The following is a 22789-nucleotide window of genomic DNA, read 5'->3' on the forward strand; positions in this document are numbered from 1 at the left end:
GCAATGGCTATTAAATTAATCAAGCCTATTTAAAATGTTTACAATACTCATGTCAATTTTATTAACTATCGTACCATCAGGGTCGGCCGGTTTAAACAATCTAAAGAAAAAAATCAGCTCTGAGCTTACAAAAAATAAAGGAACATTCGCAGTGGCTTATAAAGACCTAAGCTCTGGCGAAGAACTTCTAATCAATGAAAAAATCAGTTTCCATGCTGCTAGCACAATGAAAACACCGGTACTGATTGAGGCCTATAAACAAGCTGCTGCCGGAAAGTTCCAAATCCAAGATTCTATACTAGTCAAAAATGAATTTAAAAGTATAGTAGATAGAAGCCTGTACTCGCTTGATGCAAAAGACGATAGTGAAGTAGACCTATATACCAAAGAAAACAAGAAAGTTAAAATCTATGATCTGCTCTATTTGATGATCATTAAAAGTAGCAATCTAGCTACCAATCTAATCATCGACCTAGTTGGAGCTAAGAATGCAAACAATACCATGCAAGAAATGGGTGCTAGTGATATTCAGGTGCTGCGGGGAGTAGAAGATACCAAAGCTTATCGTAAAGGTCTGAATAATACCACTACCGCCTATGACCAGATGCTGATATTTTCGGAAATGGCCAATGGTAAAATTGTAAGTCAGGAGTCTTCGGATGCGATGATTAACATCCTGCTCGACCAAAAGTTTAACGATAAGATTCCGGCCAAGCTACCAAAAGATGTAAAAGTGGCTCATAAAACTGGCTGGATCACGGGTGTAAATCACGATGCCGGAATTGTTTTCCTTCCCGATGGGAGAAAATATGTATTGGTTTTACTTTCTAAGGATCTTGAAAATGATCAAGCAGCGGTTGAGTCAATGGCCAAAATTTCAAAATTAATTTACACCTATTTTGATCGCAAAACTAGAAGTAGGACTAGTTTGAATAGGTCTTCTTTTGGGATGATGTAGGAAGTAGGAGGTAGGAAGCAGGAGGTATGAGGCAGGAGGTTAAATGTCAAATTTATTTTTAGCGCAGTGCATGTGTCACGCTGAATAGAGTGAAGGAACTTAGTAGTGATGAATGCAAATTTGTACCATGAACTACGAAGGTCCCTCACCTGCTGAAGGGCAGGTTTCGGCTTGCCTGCCGGTACCAGGGATGACATCGCATTAAGATTGAAATTTATTTTTTTAGGCGCTATTCACCTGCGTCTTTGCGTCTTTGCGAGAGTCTTTTTTTTACCTATACCCAGGGCTAAATTTGTACCATGAACTACGAAGATCCCTCACCTGCTGAAGGGCAGGTTTCGGGACGACATTTTAGCTTTAGGATTGATATTCAAGCCAGGCCACAAAAATCAGCAATTCTCTTATATTTGAGTAAATACAAACAAGAATTGACTCCATCTTTTTCTTAAAATCAATATGATTTATTCAAGAAAAAAACAAGTAATTAATCTGGTAAAGGACAAAAAATTATAAGAATAATTAATATGAGGTTAACTAAATTAATTAAAATAACATTTTTGTTATTCATACTCACATGCAGCACCTTAATAGTTCTTGCACAAAAGCCATCTATTAAACTAATCATACTAGATCCCGGACACGGGCATGCAACCTATATGCAGGGAAGAATGTATGAAGGAATTGATCCGGAAGTTCATGTGTATGCACCAGCAGGACCGGATGTAGAAACTTACCTGAACAGTATCAATAGAGGCAACAATCGCACAAGCAACCCTACCAAATGGAAGATTGTTCTTTATACCGGAACTGATTATCTAGAAAAAATGCTTACTGAAAAAAAAGGCAATGCCGTAATTATTTCAGGAAATAATAGTAAAAAAGCCAATTACATTCGCCGTTCTATTGAAGCGGGCTTACATATTCTTGCCGATAAACCATTGGCAGTAACTGCACAAGATTTTGAAAAGCTGATAGAGTCATTTAAAATAGCTGCAAAAAAGAATGTTTTGCTTTTCGACCCAATGGATCTTCGCTATGATATCAGCAATATCCTGCAAAGAGAACTGGCTGCAAGTCAAGAACTTTTTGGTACACTCACCAAAGGTAGTGTAGACGATCCATCGCTAATACAAGCGAATCTGCATCATTTTCTAAAATTCTCGGGAACTGAACCTGCCAGACGACCAGCCTGGTTCTTTGACATTGAACAACAGGGGCATGGCATTACTGATGTCAGCACTCACCTGGTAGATATGACTCAATGGGCAGCCTTCCCAGAACAGACATTGAATGCTACAAAAGACATCAGAATCCTGAATTCAAAGGAATGGCCTACCGAGCTAACTCCTTCAGAATTTAAACTGGTTACCCGTGTAAACTATCCTGACTATCTAAATAAATACCTTAAAGACAGTATTTTATCAGTGTATGCAAATGGCGAAATCAACTATACGATCAAAGGAGTTCATTCCAAAGTATCGGTATTGTGGAAGTACAAAGAGCCTAGTGGTTCTGGTGACACACATTATGCCTTAATGCGCGGCACGAAAGCAGTCTTGGAGCTTAGGCAGGGTATTGCCGAACAGCATAAAGCAACCTTATACATCAGAGCAGCTGAAGGAATCCCAGTAGTAGATTTTGATAAGACCATCGATCAGATAAAATTAAAATTTCAGCAAAAATATCCAGGCTTTGACCTCATCAAAAAAGAGAATGAATATGTTGTTAAACCCGGAACCTTTAAATCGACGAATGCTGCCGAAATTGCAATTTCGTATATCCTAAATAATAAAATGCCCGCCTGGGAAGTTCCCAATATGATCACGAAATATTATACAACTACCGGAGCAATCAGGAATATAAAAAGAGACTGATTTTACACTGAAGAATAGGAGTTTTAAGAATTCGCGATAAAGTAAAATGAATAAATCTGTTTGTATCTTCTTATCCATTTTCGCATTCTTTATCATTAGCTCATGCAGGGTTAGCCGAAGGGCTGAATTGCGATCAAGAGCCTATAAAATTGAGGGCTTTGCTCAGGGCACCAGTTATCAGATCACCTATTATACTGAATCTGCAATCATCAGCAGCAGTTCCATCAATCAACTATTCAGTGAGCTGGATAGTTCCCTTTCCATTTACAAACCCTATTCCCTGATTAATCAATTTAATAATTCGGCCAATGGATTGATCATGGATGATCATCTTTTTAAAGTTGTGCTGCGTTCAATGAAGATTTGGAAAGAAAGTGAGGGCGTGTTTGACATTAGCATATTACCAATTGTGGAAGCGTGGGGCTTTGGGGCTAAAAAACATAGCATAGAGCCAAGCAATACCGAAATTGCAAAAGCCCTATCCTGTTCAGGTTCTGATAAAATCCGTATCGAAGGCAAACAACTAATCAAAACTATTCCCTGTCTTAAAATTGATGTCAATGGCATTGCACAGGGCTATAGCGTAGATGTGATCGCTAAGCATTTAGAAAGTAAAGGCGTTCAAAATTACCTGATTGAAATTGGTGGCGAGATCCGGGTAAAAGGCCGTAAACAACCCGGCAATCAACTCATGCGTATTGGAATCGAGCAGCCTGCTGAAATGAGAATTAACGAGCCCATCATCCAGAAAGTGATTGAATTACAGGGAGGCGCAATAACCACATCAGGTAATTACCGGAAGTTTATCCAGAACGGATCAAAAAAACTATCTCACCTCATAGATCCAAAAACTGGCCGACCGATAGAAAATAAGATGATCAGTGTTACGGTTAAAACCAAAGATGCAATGAGCGCAGATGGGTATGACAATGTACTCATTGGATTAGGCATTGAAAAATCATTTGACTTCCTGAAAAAGCATAGAGGTTTGGAAGCTTATTTTATTTACCAGGATGACCATGGTGTGGTGAGAGATACGGCGAGTGCTGGATTTTTTAAGTAAGGGATGAGGACTGTTGTCTGTTATCTGTTGTCTGTTATCTGTTGTCTGTTGTCTGTTGTCTGTTGGTTAGGCTGTATAAATATCTAATAAACAAAATTTCGCTTTCAGCTTTATACTTATAACTTATAACCTATTACTTATTACTTATAACCTATTACTTATAACTTATAACCTATTACTTATAACCTATTACTTATAACCTATAACTTATAACCTATTACTTTCAACTTTCAACCTATCGCTCTATCCAAATGCGTATATCCCCCATCCACATGAATCAATTGCCCGGTAGTATGAGATGAGCGGTCGGATAAAAGAAAAGCTACGGTATCTGCAATTTCATTTGCTGTGGTCATTCTTTTTCCTAGAGGGATCTTTTTAATAATCTCCTGCAGGGTTTCTTTTGGATTTGGAAGTGTTTTTATCCAGCTTTCGTAAAGTGGAGTATAACATTCTGCAACAATTACTGAATTAACACGGATCCCATCCTTTAATAGTTCAACGGCCCATTCGCGGGTCAAAGCATTCCGGGCGCCATTTGAAGCAGCATAGGCCGAAGTCCCACCCTGGCCGGTTTCGGCCACTTTTGAACCAATATTTACGATGCATCCTTGTGAAGCTTTTAGCGCGGGCAAGGCATGATGAGCCATCAGGTAATAATGCACTACATTTTTATGTAAACTATCAATAAATCGCTGATAATTACCGCTTTCGAGTGCAACATTATCATTCACTCCGGCATTATTAACCAAAGCATCAATTCTACCCCATTTTTGTAAGGTCTGATTGACCACATTCTCACATTCCATTGGCTGGGTAAGTTCGGCAACGATTTGAGAGCCACGGCCACCTCCTGCTTCAATTTCGCCGATCAGCTTTAGGTTATCTCGTTCATTTCTGCCAACCACCACAGGAATTGCTCCCTCTGCGGCTAAAACTTTCACAATTCCTGCGCCTATGCCCTTGGCACCACCAGTTACAATTATTACCTTATCAGTTAGATGTAGATCCATGAATTAAATTTACAATAATTATCATTTAAGAATTATGATATTGTATAATGGCCAGAAAAATGTATTATAAGTTATAAAACAGGGTGGCATTTTTGCCCCAAATCAATTCCTGTTCATGAATTGTTAATCTGTCTAGATAGTCATTCATCAGATCACAAACCTGGCCATAACTTGCCGCCAGCTGGCATACTGGCCAATCTGAGCCAAATAGCAGGCGTTCCGGACCAAAAAACTCAAGTGCCTTGTCCATGTATGGATAAATATCTTCCTTAGTCCATGCTTTGTGGTCTGCTTCGGTTACCATACCTGAGAGTTTACAAAATACGTTTTTATGGGAAGCGAGTTTTTTTAAATCTGATGCCCAGGTTGCAGAAGTGCCATTTTTAATGTTGGGTTTGGCCAGGTGGTCAAGTATAAATTTCTGCTCATTACTTCCTCCAATAAGATCTAGGGTAACAGACAGGTGCTGCGGGTAAATGAGAATGTCGTAGGTAAAGCCGTACAATTGCAATGCCGAAATACCACGTTGAAATTCAGGTTTGAGTATAAATTCGATTGGTTCTGCCTGCAGAATATGCCTAAATCCTTTAAGTTTAGGGAATTGGGAGTAATGCTCAAGTTGTTCATGGATGGTATCTGCGCAAAGATCTATCCAGCCCACCACTCCTTTAATAAAATCATTTTCTGTTGCCAGGCTGAGCAAGAAATTAGTTTCATTTTCCGACTGATCAGCTTGAACGGCGATACAAGAGTTCAGTCCATTGGCATCCAACAAGGGTCTCAGATCATGAGGAAGGAAGTCATGTCTAATGACTTCCATATCCTCTGTGATCCAATTATCCCTTATGGGATCAAATTTCCAGAAGTGCTGATGTGCATCAACTTTCTCCATAGGCTTTTACTTCCTGTCTTGAAACTCCTAATCCATCGATGCCCAACTCAATCACATCTCCTGATTTCAGGAAGATTGATGGGTTAAAGCCCATACCCACACCTGCAGGGGTACCTGTTGATACAACATCGCCAGGTAATAGGGTCATGAATTTACTCACATAAGAAATCAGGAAAGGAACATTGAAGATCAAATCATCTGTATTACTGTCCTGTAAAATTTTACCGTTCAGCTTCAGCCATAATCTTAATTTATGAGGATCAGCAATTTCATCAGAGGTTGCCAAAAAGGGACCAAGCGGCGCAAAAGTATCGCATCCTTTACCTTTATCCCAGGTTCCGCCACGCTCCAGCTGCCATTCACGTTCCGAAACATCGTTATGAAGTACGTAACCAGCAACATAGTCTAAAGCCTCAGCTTCAGTTACATAACTAGCTTTTTTGCCAATTACAAAGGCCAGCTCAACTTCCCAATCTGATTTTACCGAGTCTTTCGGTATCACGATTGGGTCAAATGGCCCCGATAAGGAGGTGGTAGATTTCATGAACAAAATTGGCTCGGCCGGGATTGCCATTTTTGCTTCTGCAGCATGCTTGGCATAATTTAACCCGATGCACAGAATTTTTGAAGGTCGTGCCACTGGTGAACCTAAACGCTCATGATCACCAACAACCTGAAGCCTGCCTTCATTATTCTTTAAAAATGACGCAAGACGAGTAAGCCCGTTATTTTCAAAAAAGGTTTCATTGTAGTCTTCTCCAAAAGCTGAAGTATCGTATTTTACCTCATTGATAATTACTCCTGTTTTTTCCTGTCCGGGTTTTCCCCACCTGATTAATTTCATTGTATTTGTATATTTTTTAGTTTGAGAATCGTATAAATAGGGTCAAATACCCTTTAATTTGAATTGAATACGTATTAACTATTCAATTTAATAAAGCCTCCATCAATCGGATAATCATTACCGGTTACAAAGCTGGATTCATCTGCACATAAGTACAAGGCAATAGCCGCAATATCGTCTGGAGTTGCCATTCTACCAACCGGCTGAGTTTTAGAAAGTTTCTCGAACATTTCTTTTTCCTGACCTGGATAATTTTTAGCAATGAATCCATCTACAAAAGGTGTATGAACCCTTGCCGGAGATATGCTGTTACAACGAATGTTATCTGCCAGGTAATCTTTGGCTACAGAAAGGGTCATTGCGTAAATGGCACCTTTACTCATTGAATAAGCAAAGCGATCAGCTACTCCAACAATAGCAACAATAGATGCCAGGTTCAAAATAACACCACCACCATTTTTCTTCATCAAAGGAATAGCGGCAAAAAGGCAATTGTAGGCTCCCTTTACATTCACATTGTAAATTCTATCCATGTCTGCTTCTGAGGTTGTGTCGGCCCTACCCACATGAGCAATACCTGCATTATTAACCAAAATATCGACCTTGCCGATACTATTAAACAATGAAACAACTTCTGCCTGCTTTGACACATCGCATCCGTGAACAGATGCTGATCCACCTGCTTCGATGATCTCTTTACATACGGCAAGGCCTGCATCCTGATTAAGTTCCAGAATTTTAACATCGGCACCTTGCGCTGCAAATACTCTAGCAATACCTCTTCCGATACCACTTCCACCACCGGTAATTACGGCTGTTTTTCCTTTTAAACTAAACATATTTTTATCTTTTTTAAATTATTAAAGTGATACACCACGTTTCCATGGGATAAAATCATCCTGCCCAAGTTGAACAGCTTTTGGCTGAACTTCACCATTTGCAACACTAATCACGTAGTCTAAAATACGATGTGCGTTCTCTTGTATTGTTTCTGAACCATCGATTATCGTTCCGCAGTTAATATCGATAATATCAGGCATTTTTAAAAATGTTTTTGTGTTGGTACTCAGCTTAATTACGGGTGCAACCGGATTTCCTGTAGGAGTACCAAGTCCAGTAGTAAATAAAACAATATTAGTACCCGAAGCTACTTCTGCAGTGGTGCTTTCTACATCACTGCCCGGAGTACAAAGCAAGTTCAATCCCATTTTTGTGACTTTCTCTGGATAATCAAGAACAGCTGTAACCGGTGAAGAACCTCCTTTTTTTGCCGCTCCAGCTGATTTCATAGCATCTGTAATCAATCCGTCTCGGATATTTCCAGGTGAAGGATTGGCATAGAAACCTGAGCCATCGGCTTCGGCCCTTGCGTTATATGTCCGCATTAAATGCATAAAACGATTGGCCGTATCCTCATCCACACAACGGTCGCTTAGCTCCTGCTCCACACCGCATAATTCTGGAAATTCAGATAATACAACTGATCCGCCAAGTGAAACAAGAATATCGGAGAGATAACCCAGTGCCGGATTGGCCGATATCCCTGAAAAACCATCAGAACCACCACATTCAAGACCAATGCATAATTTTGAAAGTGGTGCTGGCCTGCGGACTGTCTTATTTGCATCAACCAAACCGGCGAAAGTACGTTTAAGTGCTTCTTGCATCAGGTTTGTTTCAGTCCCTAAATCTTGTTGTTCTAGAATTGCAAGCGGTTTACTGAATGAACTATCTCGCTTACTGATCTCATTTTGCAATGTGCTGATCTGTGAATGCTGGCAACCCAGACTCAAAATAGTAGCCCCTGCTACATTGGGATGGGTAATATAACCGGCAATGAGTCCGCATAGCGTATCTGAATCCTGCTTGGTCCCACCACATCCCATATCATGGGTAAGAAATTTAATTCCGTCGATATTGGGGAATAATCTGGTCTTTTTTACTCCTTCGGGCGTAGATTGCAGGTCGGCATTTAGAATTTCTTCTGTTGATTTGCCAGTTTTATACAATGAAATAAGGCTTTCAACTTCATTTTCATAGCTTTTAGCCTTTTTATAGCCCAACTTTTCATCTAATGCCTCTTTCAGGACATTCACATTGCGGTTTTCACAAAATACCAATGGAATAACCATCCAGTAATTTGAAGTTCCTACTGAGCCATCTGCTCGATGAAAGCCATTAAAGGTTTTCCCTTCAAAATTAGATACATCAGGCTTCTGCCAATCTAATTTGCGCTGTCCTAGCACGAAATCGCTAGATGCATGGTACATATTCTGAGTCGTGATTGATTCGCCCAGTGCAATAGGCTTGCTGGCGCGGCCAACCAATACTCCATACATGTAGATCTTATCTTCTTCTTTGAATGGAACCAATGCAAATTTATGCTTTGCGGATACATCTGTACTCAGTTTAAATGTTTGACTGTTAAACAAGATCTCCTCTCCTATGTTCATGTCTTGTAAAGCAACCAGTACATTATCCAATGGATGGATCTGTAAAAACCGATGCTTATTACCCTTTTCGAAATTCGTATTCATTGCAATTTATAATTCAAATATTTTATTCATCAGCACCCATTTCTCACCTGCTTTTACCCCAGGAATAGCTTGCTGATAATTCCACATCAACTCTTCCCATTCCTGAACTTTTGCATTTGCAGCATCGGCTATTCCTTTTTTCTCAAAACTAAACTTTTTATTGACCTCCATGATCATAAAAAGCCTGTTGGCGAAGCGATAGATTTGCATGTTTTCAATTCCTGAATTACGGATACTATTAATGATCTCTGGCCAAACTTTCTGATGCCATGCTTCATATTCTGCGATTAGTTTGGGATCATCCTTCAGGTCAAGCGTAAGGCAGTATCTATCCATTGAGCATTTCATTTTTAACTATTTTATGTCCTTTTAGAGCAAATGCAAGTATGATCACAAAGCAGCCCAAACTTACTACATGACCAAATTGAAGACTACCGGTTTTATCTGCAATGTATCCGAAAATCAAGGGTAAAACAGCACCGCCAACGATAGCCATCACTATTAAACTGCTGCCGTATTCAGTATCTCTACCAAGACCTTTAATTCCGAGTGAAAAAATAGTTGGAAACATGATCGACATAAAAAAAGCGATTCCAATTACAGAATATATGGCAATGTACCCTTGCATAAAAATTGCTGGAATACATAACAGTATACATAGAACTGAATATATCGCTAGAAGGCGTTCAGATGCAATAAATCTCATAAAGAACACTCCGATAAACCTGCCAACCATAAAGGCTAAACCGCATCCCCATCCTAAATAATCTGCTGCAACCACTTTATCAATCTGAGCAACCTCAACAGCATATAAAATGAAAAAACTGAAAATACAGACCTGTGCACCAACATAAAAGAACTGAGCGGCTACAGCCCAGCTCAGATGCTTATGCCGAAGGGCATGAAATACATTTTTGCTTTCTCCTTGTTCATCATCCTGCTTAATTTCTGGCAAACGAATAAAATAAAAGATGAGTGCAATGGCCAGAATAACTCCTCCTAAAATCAGATAAGGAGTTTTCACACTAGATGCTTCTGCTGCGAGCGATAGTTGTCGGGCACTTTCAGTCATAGCATTCAGCTCTTCATCGCTTGAGCCTTTTGTCAGAATCAATCTGGCACCAATGATCGGAGCCATAGAAGCTGCTAAACCATTGAAAGATTGAGCAAAATTCAAACGTCTTGTTGCCGTTTCTGGGTCACCAAGAAGAGAAACATAGGGATTAGCTACGGTCTCGAGAATGGTAAGCCCACAGGCAATGATGAACAAAGCACCTAAAAAGAATAAGTATTGACCTGTATCAGCAGCTGGAATAAATAAAAATGAGCCTAATGCAAACAACATTAAACCCGTAATAATTCCTGATTTATATCCATAATTCTTCACCAAAATACCTGCTGGGATAGCCATAAGCAGATAAGCGATGAATACAGAAGAATCAACAAGAGAAGACTGTAGGTTATTTAAGCTAAAAGATCTTTTGAGATGAGGAATCAGAATAGGATCCAGATTATGAACAAACCCCCACATAAAAAACAGGGAGGTAATCATGATAAAAGGAAAAAAATACTTGTTTCTGGCCATAATCACCTATTTTTTAAAGGATTTGTATTCAATTTTATAAATAAATTCGATAAAACCATAAAAATCAGCCTCGAAACCAATTTGGTATGCAGGTTGATAATACAATAATACTAATTCAGGTTGTTTTATTTAAAAGAGATTGCTAATGATTGTATTTTGGCAGAAATTGGGGTATTCAAGTAGATTTTGTTGGATTAGCATATGTAATGTAAATAGCAAACGCGTGAAGCACAATTATTTTTATCCGACACGCTTGCACAGACCTTTAATAAGCGTTCTTTCGCATTGTCCCGATAGCTATCGGCAGCAGTGTTATAAATGGTAGCCAGGAAAATTCAGGAACAGGAAAATTTATATCAATCTCAAACAAATCGTCCATTCACTGAACCTCCGTTCACCTATCTTCCGCATTGACTGGTGCGGCAATTACTTAATTAGCCAACCCACTGACTTTCATAGCAGCAGGCGCAGCGGTAGCGTTTATTCGCTGTTTTTTTATTGTTTTTTAAAGGCACTCATGGTCTCGTCGTGCCGCCTCGGCATGGTACTTTTTTCCTACAGAAAAAGGTAAGGCCCCCGCGGCTATGAGCGGAGTGAAATTATATGTGCTTGGTACCACCAAGCACAAGAAACATAAAATTATTTTATAATAATTTTCATGTCAATATTTTGTGTCTTTTGTCTTGAAACAAAAGGCACCAAAAGTTCAAGAAAGAACGATGCTTCCACCCCCGAGGGCAAAACACCTGGCCCGCCGTTCTTTCATCCCACCGCACGGGTATTGTAGTTCATTTTGTATTTATTCTTTTTAGTTAAAATCTGACAGAGTACTAAGGTTAACGTTAATGGGGGTTATGAACGTTCATCCACCAACGGCTGCGTACAGGGCTTTGAATTTTGCAGTAAGGATGAATTAGAATTAACGCCCTGTCCAATGCCGCGCAAGACGGTTAATACAATTTTTATTCTCCGCCACGCTTGCACAGACCTTTAATAACCTCTCTTCCGCATTGACTGGTGCGGCAATTACAGTCTTAGCCCTGGCAGAACCTTTCATAGCAGCAGGCGCAGCGGTAGCGTTTTGGTCCTTTTTTGCTACAGAAAAAGGACTAAGCCCCCGCGGCTATGAGCGGAATGAAATTATATGTGCTTGGTGAGTAACACCAAGCACTTTCCTATGCTTGGTATTTCTCGACACTAAAATTAAAAACCACCCCCTTTTATTCCCCCGCCAGCGGTGGACACTAGGCGCCTAAGGAAAATTTGATTTTAAGATTAAATTATATCCTGTTTTCAAAATCTCTTTATCCGATATGCTGTCCCCCGCGGCTATGAGCGGAAAGAAATTATAATTGCTTGGTAACACCAAGCATTGGAAAAATTAGGTTATAATGATGAAATGTTATTGTGGCCTTTTAAACAGTCCACCATAAACACCTTTTCCAAGGATATGCCCTTGTATGGTCTGCATAACTTTGGCTCTGGTTTCAAATGGATCATTATTCACTGCCGGGAAATCCAATTTAATGTCGAGTGCGATGATCTCAAACATATAATGATGCAGTGGGCCAGTTGCAGCGGCTCCTGGACCACGGTAAACCGGACCAGTTACACTGATCTGGTAACTTCCATCAGGCAATTTAGGACCTCTTGACAGCCCCTCAGGAAGGCCAGTGGCATTTGCAGGAATATTCCATACCAACCAATGCACCTGATCATCTGTGGTTTTATTACGCACAAAATCTAGGTCATGCATATGAAGTAATAAACTCTGAGTACCAACCGGAACATTAGTCCAGGTTAAAGCAGGCGAAGTTCCTTCACCTATGGCAGCGCCAGGCGCTGCCTGGCTGTATTTTATGGGTATGATAGTTCCATCAGCAAATGCTGTTGTGGAGAGAGTCATTGGAGGAATTTGTGCACATGTAAAGAGCACAAAAGCACTAAAAAATACAAGGGTTAAAACTATTTTTTTCATGGTAATTGGATTGAATTTATGATAAGCAAATTACTAAATATGAGTATAAAATCAATGAAAATTTTACACTAGTAGAGCTGAGTTCTAAAAAAATTACAGAATGCTTAAACAATTACTATATCAGAAGAAAGCTACTTCGTTCCTAATTACTAAGTGTAATTAAAATGATTTAAATGATGCTTTTTCAATTCTAAAAAATGCGCTATTAGCTGATCTTTATTTTAATGAATTTCCAAGTGCAAAAGCCACATAACTATCTCCTTTTGACATTCCAAGCTTAGTTCCTCCACAGGCTATGACAATATATTGCTTTCCATTTAACTGGTATGTTGATGGGGTGGCAAAACCAGAAGCAGGCAAAGGATATTCCCAAACTATTTTACCGGTTTTCTTATCAATTGCGCGGAAGGTATTATCCTTAGTAGCAGCAATAAATAACAGTCCGCCAGCTGTAACCAGAGGTCCACCATAATTTTCTGTACCAGTTACCGGAATCCCTTTTTTAGTGAATTCTTTTATTTCACCTAAGGGAATCTGCCAGAGGTGCTGGCCTGTATTCAGATTAATAGCAGTAAGAGTTCCCCATGGCGGAGTAATTGCAGGATAGCCCTTTTCATCTAAAAATTTATTATACCCATTAAACCGATAGGGCACATCTGGATATTTATCTTTTGCTACAGAAAGTGCTTCCTCTTTTTCTTCACCAAAAATATAAGATATAATGGCCTGCTTTTCCTGATCCGAAATCTGGCTGAAACCCGGCATCATTCCCTTTCCATTTTTAATCAAATTGCTAACTACTATACGGCCAAGACGTTCGCGGACTCCCACTAATGCTGGGTAGCCACTTGGTGGATTTCCTGAAAAATCAGCTTTGTGACAGGTTTGACAATTATTCAGATACAATGACTTTCCGGTACTTGCAACATTTGAAACCTTATCTTTTTTACTCAAACTGAATAGCCAAGCCATCTCATTTGAATTAACATACATTATACCTTCCTTGTCAACTGCCGGCCCACCCCATTCTGCTGCCCCATCAGGGCCAGGAAAAATGATGGATTCTTTAAAGTCGAGCGGATGAAATGGCCCTTTATTGGCGTTCCTATAAATGGTAAGCAAGGAATCTCTTTTAGAAGAAAAATGGGTAATATCATTTTCTGTTATCGAATTTCTAGCGAATGGTTTTGGCAAACGTGGTATCGGCTGAGTAGGCCAAGTTTCTTCGCCAGGCAGAGTGGATTGAGGGAAAGGTATTTCATCAATTGGAAACAAAGGTGTTCCATTTTCGCGATCAAATACAAAAACATAGCCTGACTTGGTAACCTGAGCTACGGCATCAATACTTTTGCCATCCCTCTTAATGGTGATCAGGTTTGGTGGAGCTGGCAAGTCACGATCCCAAATATCATGATGAACAGTTTGAAAATGCCAGATATACTCGCCTGTTTTTGCATTTAAGGCAATCAAAGAATTAGCGAATAAATTAGACCCTTTACGGTTACCACCATAAAAATCAAAAGCAGCTGAACCTGTTGGAACATAAATGATTCCGCGTTTACGATCAACCGACATACCTGTCCAATTATTGGCTGAACCGATTGCCGAATTTTTATATGCATCAGCCGGCCAGGTATCATATCCTTGTTCACCCGGATGAGGAATGGTTTTAAAAACCCATGCTATTTTTCCGGTTTGGATATTAAATGCCTGAATATATCCCGCTGCTGCACCCGCACCTTCGTCTAAACGCAAGGGCATGACAATAAGATCACCATAAATAGTTCCTGGAGTAGTTGAAGAAACAAATTTTAACTCAGCATCTTTTCCTAGTCCGCTTTTCAGACTAACTCTACCACCTTCGCCAAAAGAAGTTATTGGCTTGCCAGTTAATGGATTTATGGCATAAAGCCAGGTTAAGTACGTGTAAAGAATTCTTTTGTCTTTACCTTTTTCCCAATAGGCAACTCCCCTGTTTACATTAGCGGCACTTTTTTGCTCTGGAGCAAAACGCCAGAGTTCTTTACCAGTTGCGGCATCGAGTGCAAAAAGATGATTGGATGCGGTTAATGCAAACAACCTGTTTCCAACTATGATGGGATTACATTGAACCTGACCTGAATCTCCAGTATGAAATTCCCATGCCGGCTCAAGAGTGCTTACATTCGAAAGGTTTATTTGTGAAAGGTTTGAATAATGATTCCTATCTGCCCCTCCCAGGTATTCTTGCCAGTCTTGATCGCCCTCAAAATATCCTTTAAAACTTAAAAACATTAGGCTCATGCCCAATAGAAAAGCAAAAATAAAGAAAGACTTTTTCATAAGATTTGAATGCTTTAAAGGTCTTAATTTATAAAAAAGAATTCAGGAACTGGCACCCAAATTAATTTAATTGGAGCTGCTTGAAAGATTCTGGAAAAATCAATAAAAGAATGAAAAAAGCTTTGCACTAGTGCATGTGCTTTTGTTAGATAGAATTAAAGGGTCAACAGCTTAAATGAAATATACTGCAGTACTGCATGAGATTTTTTTTAATTTATTAAAAGACGAATACAAAGTATTCCATAATTAGAGCTGATAATGTGATTGAGATCACAAGTTTTAATAATCAGAGTCATTTCGCCAGACCTAAATTGCAGTGATTTTTGGAGGCATGGATAATTTAGAGATTCAAGGCCAGGCCGAAACGTTAACGCAATGCTTTCACTGTGGCAATGACTGCCTAGAAGATCAATTTGATTACGACGATAGAAATTTTTGTTGTATTGGCTGCCAGAGTGTTTACACCATTCTTTCTGAAAATCAACTCTGTAATTATTACGCGTATAATACTAATCCGGGTAAAACTCAGAATGGTCAATCGACCCATTACGATTATTTGGATGAACCCAAGATCGCTTCTTCTTTACTCGACTATGCTGACGAAAATGTAAGCATCATTACGCTTTATATCCCAACCATACATTGCAGTTCTTGTTTATGGCTACTGGAGCATTTGTACAAGATCAACGCGTCTATTGTAAACTCACGTATCGATTTTCTGAAAAAACAGGTAGTGATTACATTCAAACACAAGGAATTCACTTTGCGCGAACTCATCAGCATGCTTGCTGCAATTGGTTATGAACCGGTTATCAGTTTGCAGGATGTGGTTAAGGAGCAGAATAAAGTTTCTGACAGAGGTATCATCAAAAAAATTGCGGTAGCAGGTTTCTGTTTTGGAAATGTGATGCTCTTAAGCTTTCCTGAATATTTTGGAATGGCAGCCTTTGAACATCAGTTCAAAACGTTTTTTGGCTGGCTAAATCTTGTGTTTGCCATTCCTGTAGTATTTTACAGTGGCCGCGACTATTTTATTTCTGCATGGAAAAATTTAAGGAACAAGGTTCTGAATCTTGATTTCCCTCTTGCATTAGGAATTGCAGTGATGTTCATCCGTTCAATTTATGAGATTGGGAGCGGTACTGGTGCTGGATTTATAGATACGCTTTGCGGACTAGTTTTCTTTCTACTTATTGGTAAATGGGTACAAGAGCGAACCTATCATCATTTATCTTTTGAACGCGATTATCGTTCATACTTTCCTGTGGCAGTTACTTTGATCAGTGAAGGAACTGAGAAACCTATCCCAATGGATGAACTAAAGGTTGGAGACCGCATCCTGATCCGTAATAATGAAATTATACCTGCCGACACCATACTAATGAAAGGAGATGCTGTGATTGATTTTAGCTTTGTAACGGGCGAATCAGCACCAGTGCAAAAAATATTAGGTGAAATAGTTTATGCTGGAGGGCGACAAATTAATGAAGCCATTGAGCTTGAAGTGATTAAGCCTGTATCTCAAAGTTATTTAACCAGTCTATGGAATAATGAAGCATTTGAAGGAAATAAAAGAAAAATTGACACCTTCAGCGATACCATAAGTAGATATTTTAGTGTTGCACTCTTAATTATTGCTTTTGGATCGGCAGCTTTCTGGATGTTTGATGATCATGCCAAAGCATGGCAATCTCTAACAGCAGTGTTGATAATTGCCTGCCCATGTGCCTTGGCTCTAAGTTCACCATTTACATTATCAGCTGTACTTAGCATTTTTGATAAGAATAAATTCTATCTGAAAAATACGGCTGTAGTTGAGCAGATGGCAAAAATCAACACCCTTGTATTCGATAAAACAGGTACCATAACTGCCCCTGAAGGTTTCCAAATCAGTTTTGAAGGCAATCTTAGCCATGAAGAACAATGTATGATCAGTTCACTTGCACGAAATTCAGGACACCCGCTGAGTAGGGAGCTGGTCAAGTGGATGAAAATCAATGAATATTTTACTGTCAGTTGCTATCAGGAGATTCCCGGTAAAGGTATTGAAGGTATAGTGAATAATAAACTGATAAAAATCGGCAGTGCATCATTTATTAATATAAAATCAGATAAGAAAGATACAGGAACGATTTATATCCAGATCGGCGATCATTATGCCGGTTATTTCAGTTTTAGGCAATGCTGGCGTCAGGGCTTAAAAGAACTCTTTGCAAAATTAGGTAAGCAACTAAATATGCATTTACTTTCTGGAGACCAGGATTCTGAACGCGAATTTTTACTTCCGGCATTCCCATGGGCAGATCAAATGCATTTCAATCAAAGCCCGCAAGATAAACTGAACTACATCTATGCCCTTCAGCAAAAAAACAATAAAGTAATGATGTTAGGCGATGGATTGAATGATGCAGGAGCACTCAAACAAAGTGATCTTGGAATTGCAGTTACTGATAACATCAACAACTTTTCGCCAGGATGTGATGCTATACTAGATGGAACAGGATTTGAAAAGCTACCCAACTTTATTCAGCAAGCTAAAGATGCAATGAAAGTGATCCATATCAGCTTTGGTATTTCAACACTGTACAATACAGTAGGATTATTTTTTGCCGTACAAGGCTTATTATCACCACTTTATGCAGCTATTTTAATGCCTTTGAGTACCGTTACCATTATTTCATTTACCAGTACTGCAACTCATTTATTTGCACGTAAAAACAAATTAACATGAACATCTTATACTTCCTGATTGGTTGCAGTGTGTTTTTAGCACTAATATTTCTATTCGCATTTTTTTGGGCCATGAAAAATGGACAGAATGATGATACCTACACACCAGCGGTAAGAATTCTATTTGATGATGAGCTACCAATTCAATCCAAAAAAAGTGACGAGAATCAATTTTTAAAATAAGTTCTGTCACATCATTGTCACGCCAGGCAAATTAGCTTTACCTCATAAATAAAATCGTATTGTATGCTTGAAAAATTCAACTATGACAACAAAATTGTAAGGAATTTCGCAATTGCCACTGTAATATGGGGTCTGGTCGGAATGCTTGTAGGCCTGTTGGTAGCCATGCAACTCTTTAAACCGGAGATGAACCTTGGAAACCAGTACACTACGTTTGGTCGTATTCGTCCCTTACATACCAATGCAGTAATATTCGCATTCGTAGGAAATGGAATCTTCATGGGTGTTTATTACTCCCTACAACGGCTTTTAAAAGCTAGAATGTTCAGCGACATGCTCAGCAGTATTCACTTCTGGGGTTGGCAGCTTATTATTGTTTCTGCAGCGCTCACCTTACCACTGGGCTTAACCACATCGCATGAATATGCAGAATTAGAATGGCCGATTGATATTGCCATTACGCTAATCTGGGTAGTTTTTGGCATTAACATGTTCGGAACCATTATTAAACGTAGAGAGCGACACATGTACGTTGCTATCTGGTTTTACATTGCTACGTTTGTTACTGTTGCGGTATTGCATATTGTTAATTCATTCCAATTACCAATTTCAGCATTTAAGAGTTACTATATCTATGCCGGTGTTCAGGATGCGCTTGTTCAATGGTGGTATGGTCATAATGCGGTTGCATTCTTTTTGACTACACCTTATTTGGGAATGATGTATTACTTTCTTCCTAAAATGGCACAACGGCCAGTTTATTCTTACAAATTGAGTATTCTGCATTTCTGGTCATTGATATTTATCTATATCTGGGCAGGTCCGCACCATTTATTATATTCATCCTTACCAGATTGGGCTCAATCTTTAGGAGTTGCATTTTCAATCATGCTGATTGCTCCAAGCTGGGGAGGTATGATCAATGGATTATTAACCCTAAGAGGTGCATGGGACAAAGTTCGTGAAGACACAAACCTAAAGTTCATGGTTGTTGGTATTACAGCTTATGGCATGTCTACTTTCGAAGGCCCGATGTTATCTTTAAAACAAGTGAATGCAATAGCACACTTCACTGATTGGATAGTAGCACACGTTCACGTTGGAGCACTTGGATGGAATGGATTTTTAACCTTTGCAATTCTATATTGGCTAATACCAAGAATTTACCGCACAGAGATCTTTTCTAAAAAGCTTGTTGCCTTCCACTTTTGGATTGGAACACTTGGTATTCTTTTCTATGCTATACCCATGTACCTATCTGGTTTTACTCAGGGATTGATGTGGAAAGAATTTACTCCTGAAGGAATGTTAAAATATCCAAACTTCCTTGAAACGACTCTTCAACTTTTACCAATGCATATTTTCAGGGCAATTGGAGGAACATTATACCTAACTGGTGTAATAGTCATGACCTATAACCTGATTAAGACCGCAAAAAGTGGTGTTTTACTTGCAGATGAACCTGCAGAAGCCATGGCATTAGAACCTGCTTATGCTCCTATTGGTTCAGAAAAAACCTGGCATCGTTCTTTGGAACGTAAACCAATGTATTTTCTGGTGCTTTCACTAATCGTTATTTTAATTGGAGGAATGGTGGAGATGATGCCTACGTTCATGATTTCATCAAATATTCCAACAATAACCAGTGTAAAACCTTATACGCCACTTGAATTACAGGGTCGTGATTTATATATCCGTGAAGGTTGTGTAAACTGTCACTCCCAAATGGTTAGACCATTCCGTTCTGAAACCGAACGTTATGGTGAATACAGTAAAGCGGGAGAATTCGTTTATGACCACCCATTTTTATGGGGGTCAAAACGAACCGGACCAGACCTTCATCGCGAAGGTGGAAAATATTCCAATGCATGGCAATACAATCACTTGATGGATCCAACAACTATGTCTCCTGGCAGTATCATGCCGCCTTACAACTGGTTAGGCGAACAAAGCCTAGATACCACAACAACTGTAGCAAAGATTAATGCAATGAGAACACTGGGTGTGCCTTATGCTCCTTTATATGAGCAGCAAGCAAATGCAGACCTTCAAAAACAAGCTGAACAGATCAGCGCTAACTTAGTGAAGGAAAACATAACCGTTAGTAGTGATAAAGAGATCATAGCACTGATTGCTTATCTACAGCGACTAGGTACCGACATCAAAGTTGGAAATAATGCTTTATAACCTTCAAAATACTAAACAGAGAACAATTAATTAACAACAAGAACATGTTCAGACAATTTATTGATAAATCCACAGACGCAGATGTCTATCTAATAACTTCACTTGGTATCTTTTTTTTGTTTTTCGTTATAGTTACAGCAATGCTATTTACTATGAATAAAAAGCACGTGAGCTATATGAGTAAACTTCCATTAACTGACACTAAAGAATAGAATTATGAAACGTTTGATTTTTATATTCATACTACTTTTTGCAAACAATTCTGCTTGGGCTGTTGTTAATCCTGCAGATGGAACTTCTGGCAATATTTATACTGAAATACTCATCGTGTTATTTCTTGTAGCTCTGCTGTTACTCATCGTTTCAGTTGTTTTACTAAAAACTGTGCGGGTTATGGCAAATGAAATCAAAGTGCCAGGAATTATACCAGCTACTGAACCAACCAAAATGCTAGAATACGAAGAATGGTTAGCGTCAGAAACAGCTGAAAAAAGTAGCAAACTAAGTAGCTGGAATAAACTGCTTGGACTTAGGCCAATTTCGGAAGAAAAGGACATGATGCTTGAACATGATTTTGATGGCATCACTGAACTTGATAACCCTACTCCAGTATGGTTCAATGCAATGTTTTATGGCTCAATTCTTTTTGCTGTTATTTATTTGCTCAATTATCATGTATTGGAGTGGAGTCCATTGCAGGATGAAGAATACGCAATTGAAATGAAAGCAGCAAAGGCCTCTAAAAGTGCATTCTTAGCTAAAGCACGAAACCTAATCGATGAAACCACTGTACAAGTGGATGGCAACGCCGCTGTATTGGCTGCGGGCAAAACTGTTTTTATACAAAATTGTGTGGCATGTCATGCATCAGATGGTGGAGGAACAGTAGGTCCAAATTTAACGGATGAGTATTGGATACACGGAGGAACAGTTAACAATATTTTTAAGACCATTAAATATGGTATCCCTGAAAAGGGCATGATTGCATGGGAAAAAACTCTGACAGTACAACAAACTTCGGATGTATCGAACTTTATCTTATCTCTAAGTGGGACTAAACCAGCTAATCCTAAAGAACCTCAGGGAACTAAAATGTAACTAATAATACTCGCTATATCAACCCGGCCTCCTATTCATGAGCCGGGTTTTTTATTGAATTTTTATTGGGGTTGTATGTGTTTTTTTCGTTTCACAGAACTTAGATAGAATAAAATAAAGCCCGAAAAAATTGTAAACAGTCCGAAAATTGAAAATCCTCTAAGCAAAATATTGCCAAAATTATCACGCCCCTCATAATCCATGGTATGTAGCATCCATAAAAAATCAAAAATTCGCCACTTATCATTTCTGATTTTTTGAATGGTTCCCAACTCTGAGGCTACAAATACCGTTGACTTGCTAGGGTGGTCAAAACTAATAGCATAAGCGGGTAAAGGCCCTGAACGATATTCATGATGAGTAGATGTTTCAGTCAAAAGCTTTACTTCCCGAATTTTTGCACTTCCAATAAAGCCCTCCTTTGCAATTGCAATAGCTTCAAATTCGTTTAATGGTCCGCGAAGTTCGCCGGTAATTGCATTAGCCAGTTGAACCTTAAATTCTGGTTTTTTGGAATGATTGGTATGAGTTAAGGCCAATTTCTCCTTGATCAACAACTGATAAAAAGGCTGCCCTGATAGCTGAATTAACCTAATGTCATTGATGGAATCTACATTCTGACCAAGGCTTTGCATCTTTTGAATGACGGCAGAGGGAGAAATAAAATTGGAATTGCTGGACATTAAAGAAGCTGGCCTCCTGTTTAGGTCGCCATGTATCTCATCCATATTACTCCAGCTAAAATAGATCCCTCCTATGGTCCAGAATAAAAATTGCATTCCCAGTAAAAGACCAAGGTAGCGATGTATTTTGCGTATTCTGTAGTGGAAGCTCTTTGCAATTAAAACAGGGATCCTAAAACTCATTTAAATTTTGAATTATAACTATAGTTTAACTCCAACAACAAAATTCACCGTAACCTCATCACTTGTTTTTAAGGTTCCAATTAATGATTTTTTGGGTGTGACCTGAAATGTACTTAGTTTAAGTTTATGCGAACCTGCAAAGGTAATTACGCCATCCTGTATTACGGTTGCGATAAGATCCATCTTAACTACCTGAGTAATTCCTGCAATGGTAAGATTACCACTTGCCTTAACTAAATACTGATCCTTATCATCCCATGGTAATAGTTCAGATTTTACATAATGAAAGTATATTTTGTCAAATGGGTAGGATTTAAGAGTTCTATGGGCAATGCGATCCATGTATGTATTTGGACTACTTAACTTATTAACCGGCACAGTTAAGCTCAATGAATTGATCGCTTTTAACTGTCTGTTGATCAAGGTCAACTGTGCCCTGCAATCCACGCTATCGGTCTTCATTTTCCAATTATAAGCATTGGTAAATCCGCTTACCTCTATTAATCCGGAATGAAATCTGTATGCTTTCTGTTGTCCAAAGGTAAATTGAACCGATATTAAAAGTAAGATAATCAAGCTGATATACCTTAATTTAAGGGAAAATGAATGAATATAAATTTTCATACTGCAAGACTTAAAATTGCCATAATTACTAAATG

General features: G+C 38.9%; 20 protein-coding genes. 9 read left to right on the forward strand and 11 right to left on the reverse strand.

The features are described from left to right. Positions 1-49: 49 nt before the first annotated feature. The 4 genes from ACIQZ6_RS00625 to ACIQZ6_RS00640 all read left to right on the forward strand — a co-directional run bounded on the left by ACIQZ6_RS00625 (position 50) and on the right by ACIQZ6_RS00640 (position 3895). A complete protein-coding gene (locus ACIQZ6_RS00625) occupies positions 50-958 on the forward strand; it encodes a serine hydrolase (protein WP_395807152.1) in 909 nt (302 codons plus the stop codon). 299 nt (positions 959-1257) lie between these two features. Next, positions 1258-1407, forward strand: coding sequence for a hypothetical protein (locus ACIQZ6_RS00630; RefSeq protein WP_395807154.1), 150 nt, complete (start codon positions 1258-1260; stop codon positions 1405-1407). 108 nt (positions 1408-1515) lie between these two features. Further along, positions 1516-2832: a putative oxidoreductase C-terminal domain-containing protein gene (locus ACIQZ6_RS00635; protein WP_395807156.1), complete on the forward strand. Its 1317-nt coding sequence runs from the start codon at positions 1516-1518 to the stop codon at positions 2830-2832. Positions 2833-2878: 46 nt separating this feature from the next. Next, on the forward strand, positions 2879-3895 hold the full coding sequence (locus ACIQZ6_RS00640; protein ID WP_395807158.1) for an FAD:protein FMN transferase: 1017 nt from the start codon (positions 2879-2881) through the stop codon (positions 3893-3895). 230 nt (positions 3896-4125) lie between these two features. Here the strand turns inward: ACIQZ6_RS00640 and ACIQZ6_RS00645 are convergent, their stop codons facing one another. From ACIQZ6_RS00645 to fucP, 7 genes are all read right to left on the reverse strand, one after another. Further along, positions 4126-4908 (reverse strand): SDR family oxidoreductase, encoded by a 783-nt coding sequence (locus ACIQZ6_RS00645; protein ID WP_395807160.1) that lies wholly within the window; start codon positions 4906-4908, stop codon positions 4126-4128. 64 nt (positions 4909-4972) lie between these two features. Further along, positions 4973-5800, reverse strand: coding sequence for an amidohydrolase family protein (locus ACIQZ6_RS00650; protein WP_395807162.1), 828 nt, complete (start codon positions 5798-5800; stop codon positions 4973-4975). Beyond that, the gene (locus ACIQZ6_RS00655; RefSeq protein WP_395807164.1) at positions 5787-6644 is read right to left on the reverse strand and encodes a fumarylacetoacetate hydrolase family protein; all 858 of its coding nucleotides are present in this window, start codon (positions 6642-6644) and stop codon (positions 5787-5789) included. The genes ACIQZ6_RS00650 and ACIQZ6_RS00655 overlap by 14 nt, the downstream gene beginning before the upstream one ends. Before the next feature lie 74 nt (positions 6645-6718). Next, a complete protein-coding gene (locus ACIQZ6_RS00660) occupies positions 6719-7483 on the reverse strand; it encodes an SDR family NAD(P)-dependent oxidoreductase (protein WP_395807166.1) in 765 nt (254 codons plus the stop codon). 21 nt (positions 7484-7504) lie between these two features. After that, positions 7505-9181: a UxaA family hydrolase gene (locus tag ACIQZ6_RS00665; protein WP_395807168.1), complete on the reverse strand. Its 1677-nt coding sequence runs from the start codon at positions 9179-9181 to the stop codon at positions 7505-7507. Between the two features lie 6 nt (positions 9182-9187). Further along, positions 9188-9517 carry an L-rhamnose mutarotase gene (locus tag ACIQZ6_RS00670; protein ID WP_395807170.1) on the reverse strand — a complete coding sequence of 110 codons (330 nt, stop codon included), beginning with the start codon at positions 9515-9517 and terminating at the stop codon, positions 9188-9190. Then, the gene (fucP, locus tag ACIQZ6_RS00675) at positions 9510-10766 is read right to left on the reverse strand and encodes an L-fucose:H+ symporter permease (protein WP_395807172.1); all 1257 of its coding nucleotides are present in this window, start codon (positions 10764-10766) and stop codon (positions 9510-9512) included. The genes ACIQZ6_RS00670 and fucP overlap by 8 nt, the downstream gene beginning before the upstream one ends. A 1010-nt stretch (positions 10767-11776) precedes the next feature. On the opposite strand from fucP, the gene ACIQZ6_RS00680 reads away from it, so the two are divergent. Continuing rightward, complete coding sequence (locus ACIQZ6_RS00680; protein WP_395807174.1) at positions 11777-11923, forward strand: hypothetical protein; 147 nt, start codon at positions 11777-11779, stop codon at positions 11921-11923. 245 nt (positions 11924-12168) lie between these two features. On the opposite strand, the gene ACIQZ6_RS00685 is transcribed toward ACIQZ6_RS00680, so the two are convergent. Further along, positions 12169-12744, reverse strand: a complete 576-nt coding sequence (locus tag ACIQZ6_RS00685; RefSeq protein ID WP_395807176.1) for a YbhB/YbcL family Raf kinase inhibitor-like protein — start codon at positions 12742-12744, stop codon at positions 12169-12171. Between the two features lie 216 nt (positions 12745-12960). Then, positions 12961-15066 carry a PQQ-binding-like beta-propeller repeat protein gene (locus tag ACIQZ6_RS00690; RefSeq protein ID WP_395807178.1) on the reverse strand — a complete coding sequence of 702 codons (2106 nt, stop codon included), beginning with the start codon at positions 15064-15066 and terminating at the stop codon, positions 12961-12963. 331 nt (positions 15067-15397) lie between these two features. Here ACIQZ6_RS00690 and ACIQZ6_RS00695 point away from each other — a divergent pair, with 331 nt between their 5' ends. The 4 genes from ACIQZ6_RS00695 to ACIQZ6_RS00710 all read left to right on the forward strand — a co-directional run bounded on the left by ACIQZ6_RS00695 (position 15398) and on the right by ACIQZ6_RS00710 (position 21264). Further along, positions 15398-17797, forward strand: a complete 2400-nt coding sequence (locus ACIQZ6_RS00695) for a heavy metal translocating P-type ATPase (RefSeq protein WP_395807180.1) — start codon at positions 15398-15400, stop codon at positions 17795-17797. Then, entirely contained in the window at positions 17794-17979 is a 186-nt protein-coding gene (gene ccoS / locus ACIQZ6_RS00700) for a cbb3-type cytochrome oxidase assembly protein CcoS (RefSeq protein WP_395807182.1), read from the forward strand. The genes ACIQZ6_RS00695 and ccoS overlap by 4 nt, the downstream gene beginning before the upstream one ends. Before the next feature lie 63 nt (positions 17980-18042). Further along, positions 18043-20166 carry a cytochrome-c oxidase, cbb3-type subunit I gene (gene ccoN, locus ACIQZ6_RS00705; RefSeq protein WP_395807184.1) on the forward strand — a complete coding sequence of 708 codons (2124 nt, stop codon included), beginning with the start codon at positions 18043-18045 and terminating at the stop codon, positions 20164-20166. A gap of 216 nt (positions 20167-20382) precedes the next feature. Continuing rightward, entirely contained in the window at positions 20383-21264 is an 882-nt protein-coding gene (locus tag ACIQZ6_RS00710; RefSeq protein ID WP_395807186.1) for a cbb3-type cytochrome c oxidase N-terminal domain-containing protein, read from the forward strand. Positions 21265-21326: 62 nt separating this feature from the next. Here ACIQZ6_RS00710 and ACIQZ6_RS00715 read toward each other — a convergent pair whose 3' ends face one another. Both ACIQZ6_RS00715 and ACIQZ6_RS00720 read right to left on the reverse strand, forming a co-directional pair. Then, positions 21327-22130, reverse strand: a complete 804-nt coding sequence (locus ACIQZ6_RS00715; RefSeq protein WP_395807188.1) for a hypothetical protein — start codon at positions 22128-22130, stop codon at positions 21327-21329. An 18-nt stretch (positions 22131-22148) separates the two neighbouring features. Further along, positions 22149-22754: a YceI family protein gene (locus ACIQZ6_RS00720; RefSeq protein ID WP_395807190.1), complete on the reverse strand. Its 606-nt coding sequence runs from the start codon at positions 22752-22754 to the stop codon at positions 22149-22151. Between the last annotated feature and the right edge of the window lie 35 nt (positions 22755-22789).

The sequence above is a fragment of the Daejeonella sp. genome (assembly GCF_044348475.1).
In the GTDB taxonomy this organism is placed as follows: domain Bacteria; phylum Bacteroidota; class Bacteroidia; order Sphingobacteriales; family Sphingobacteriaceae; genus Daejeonella.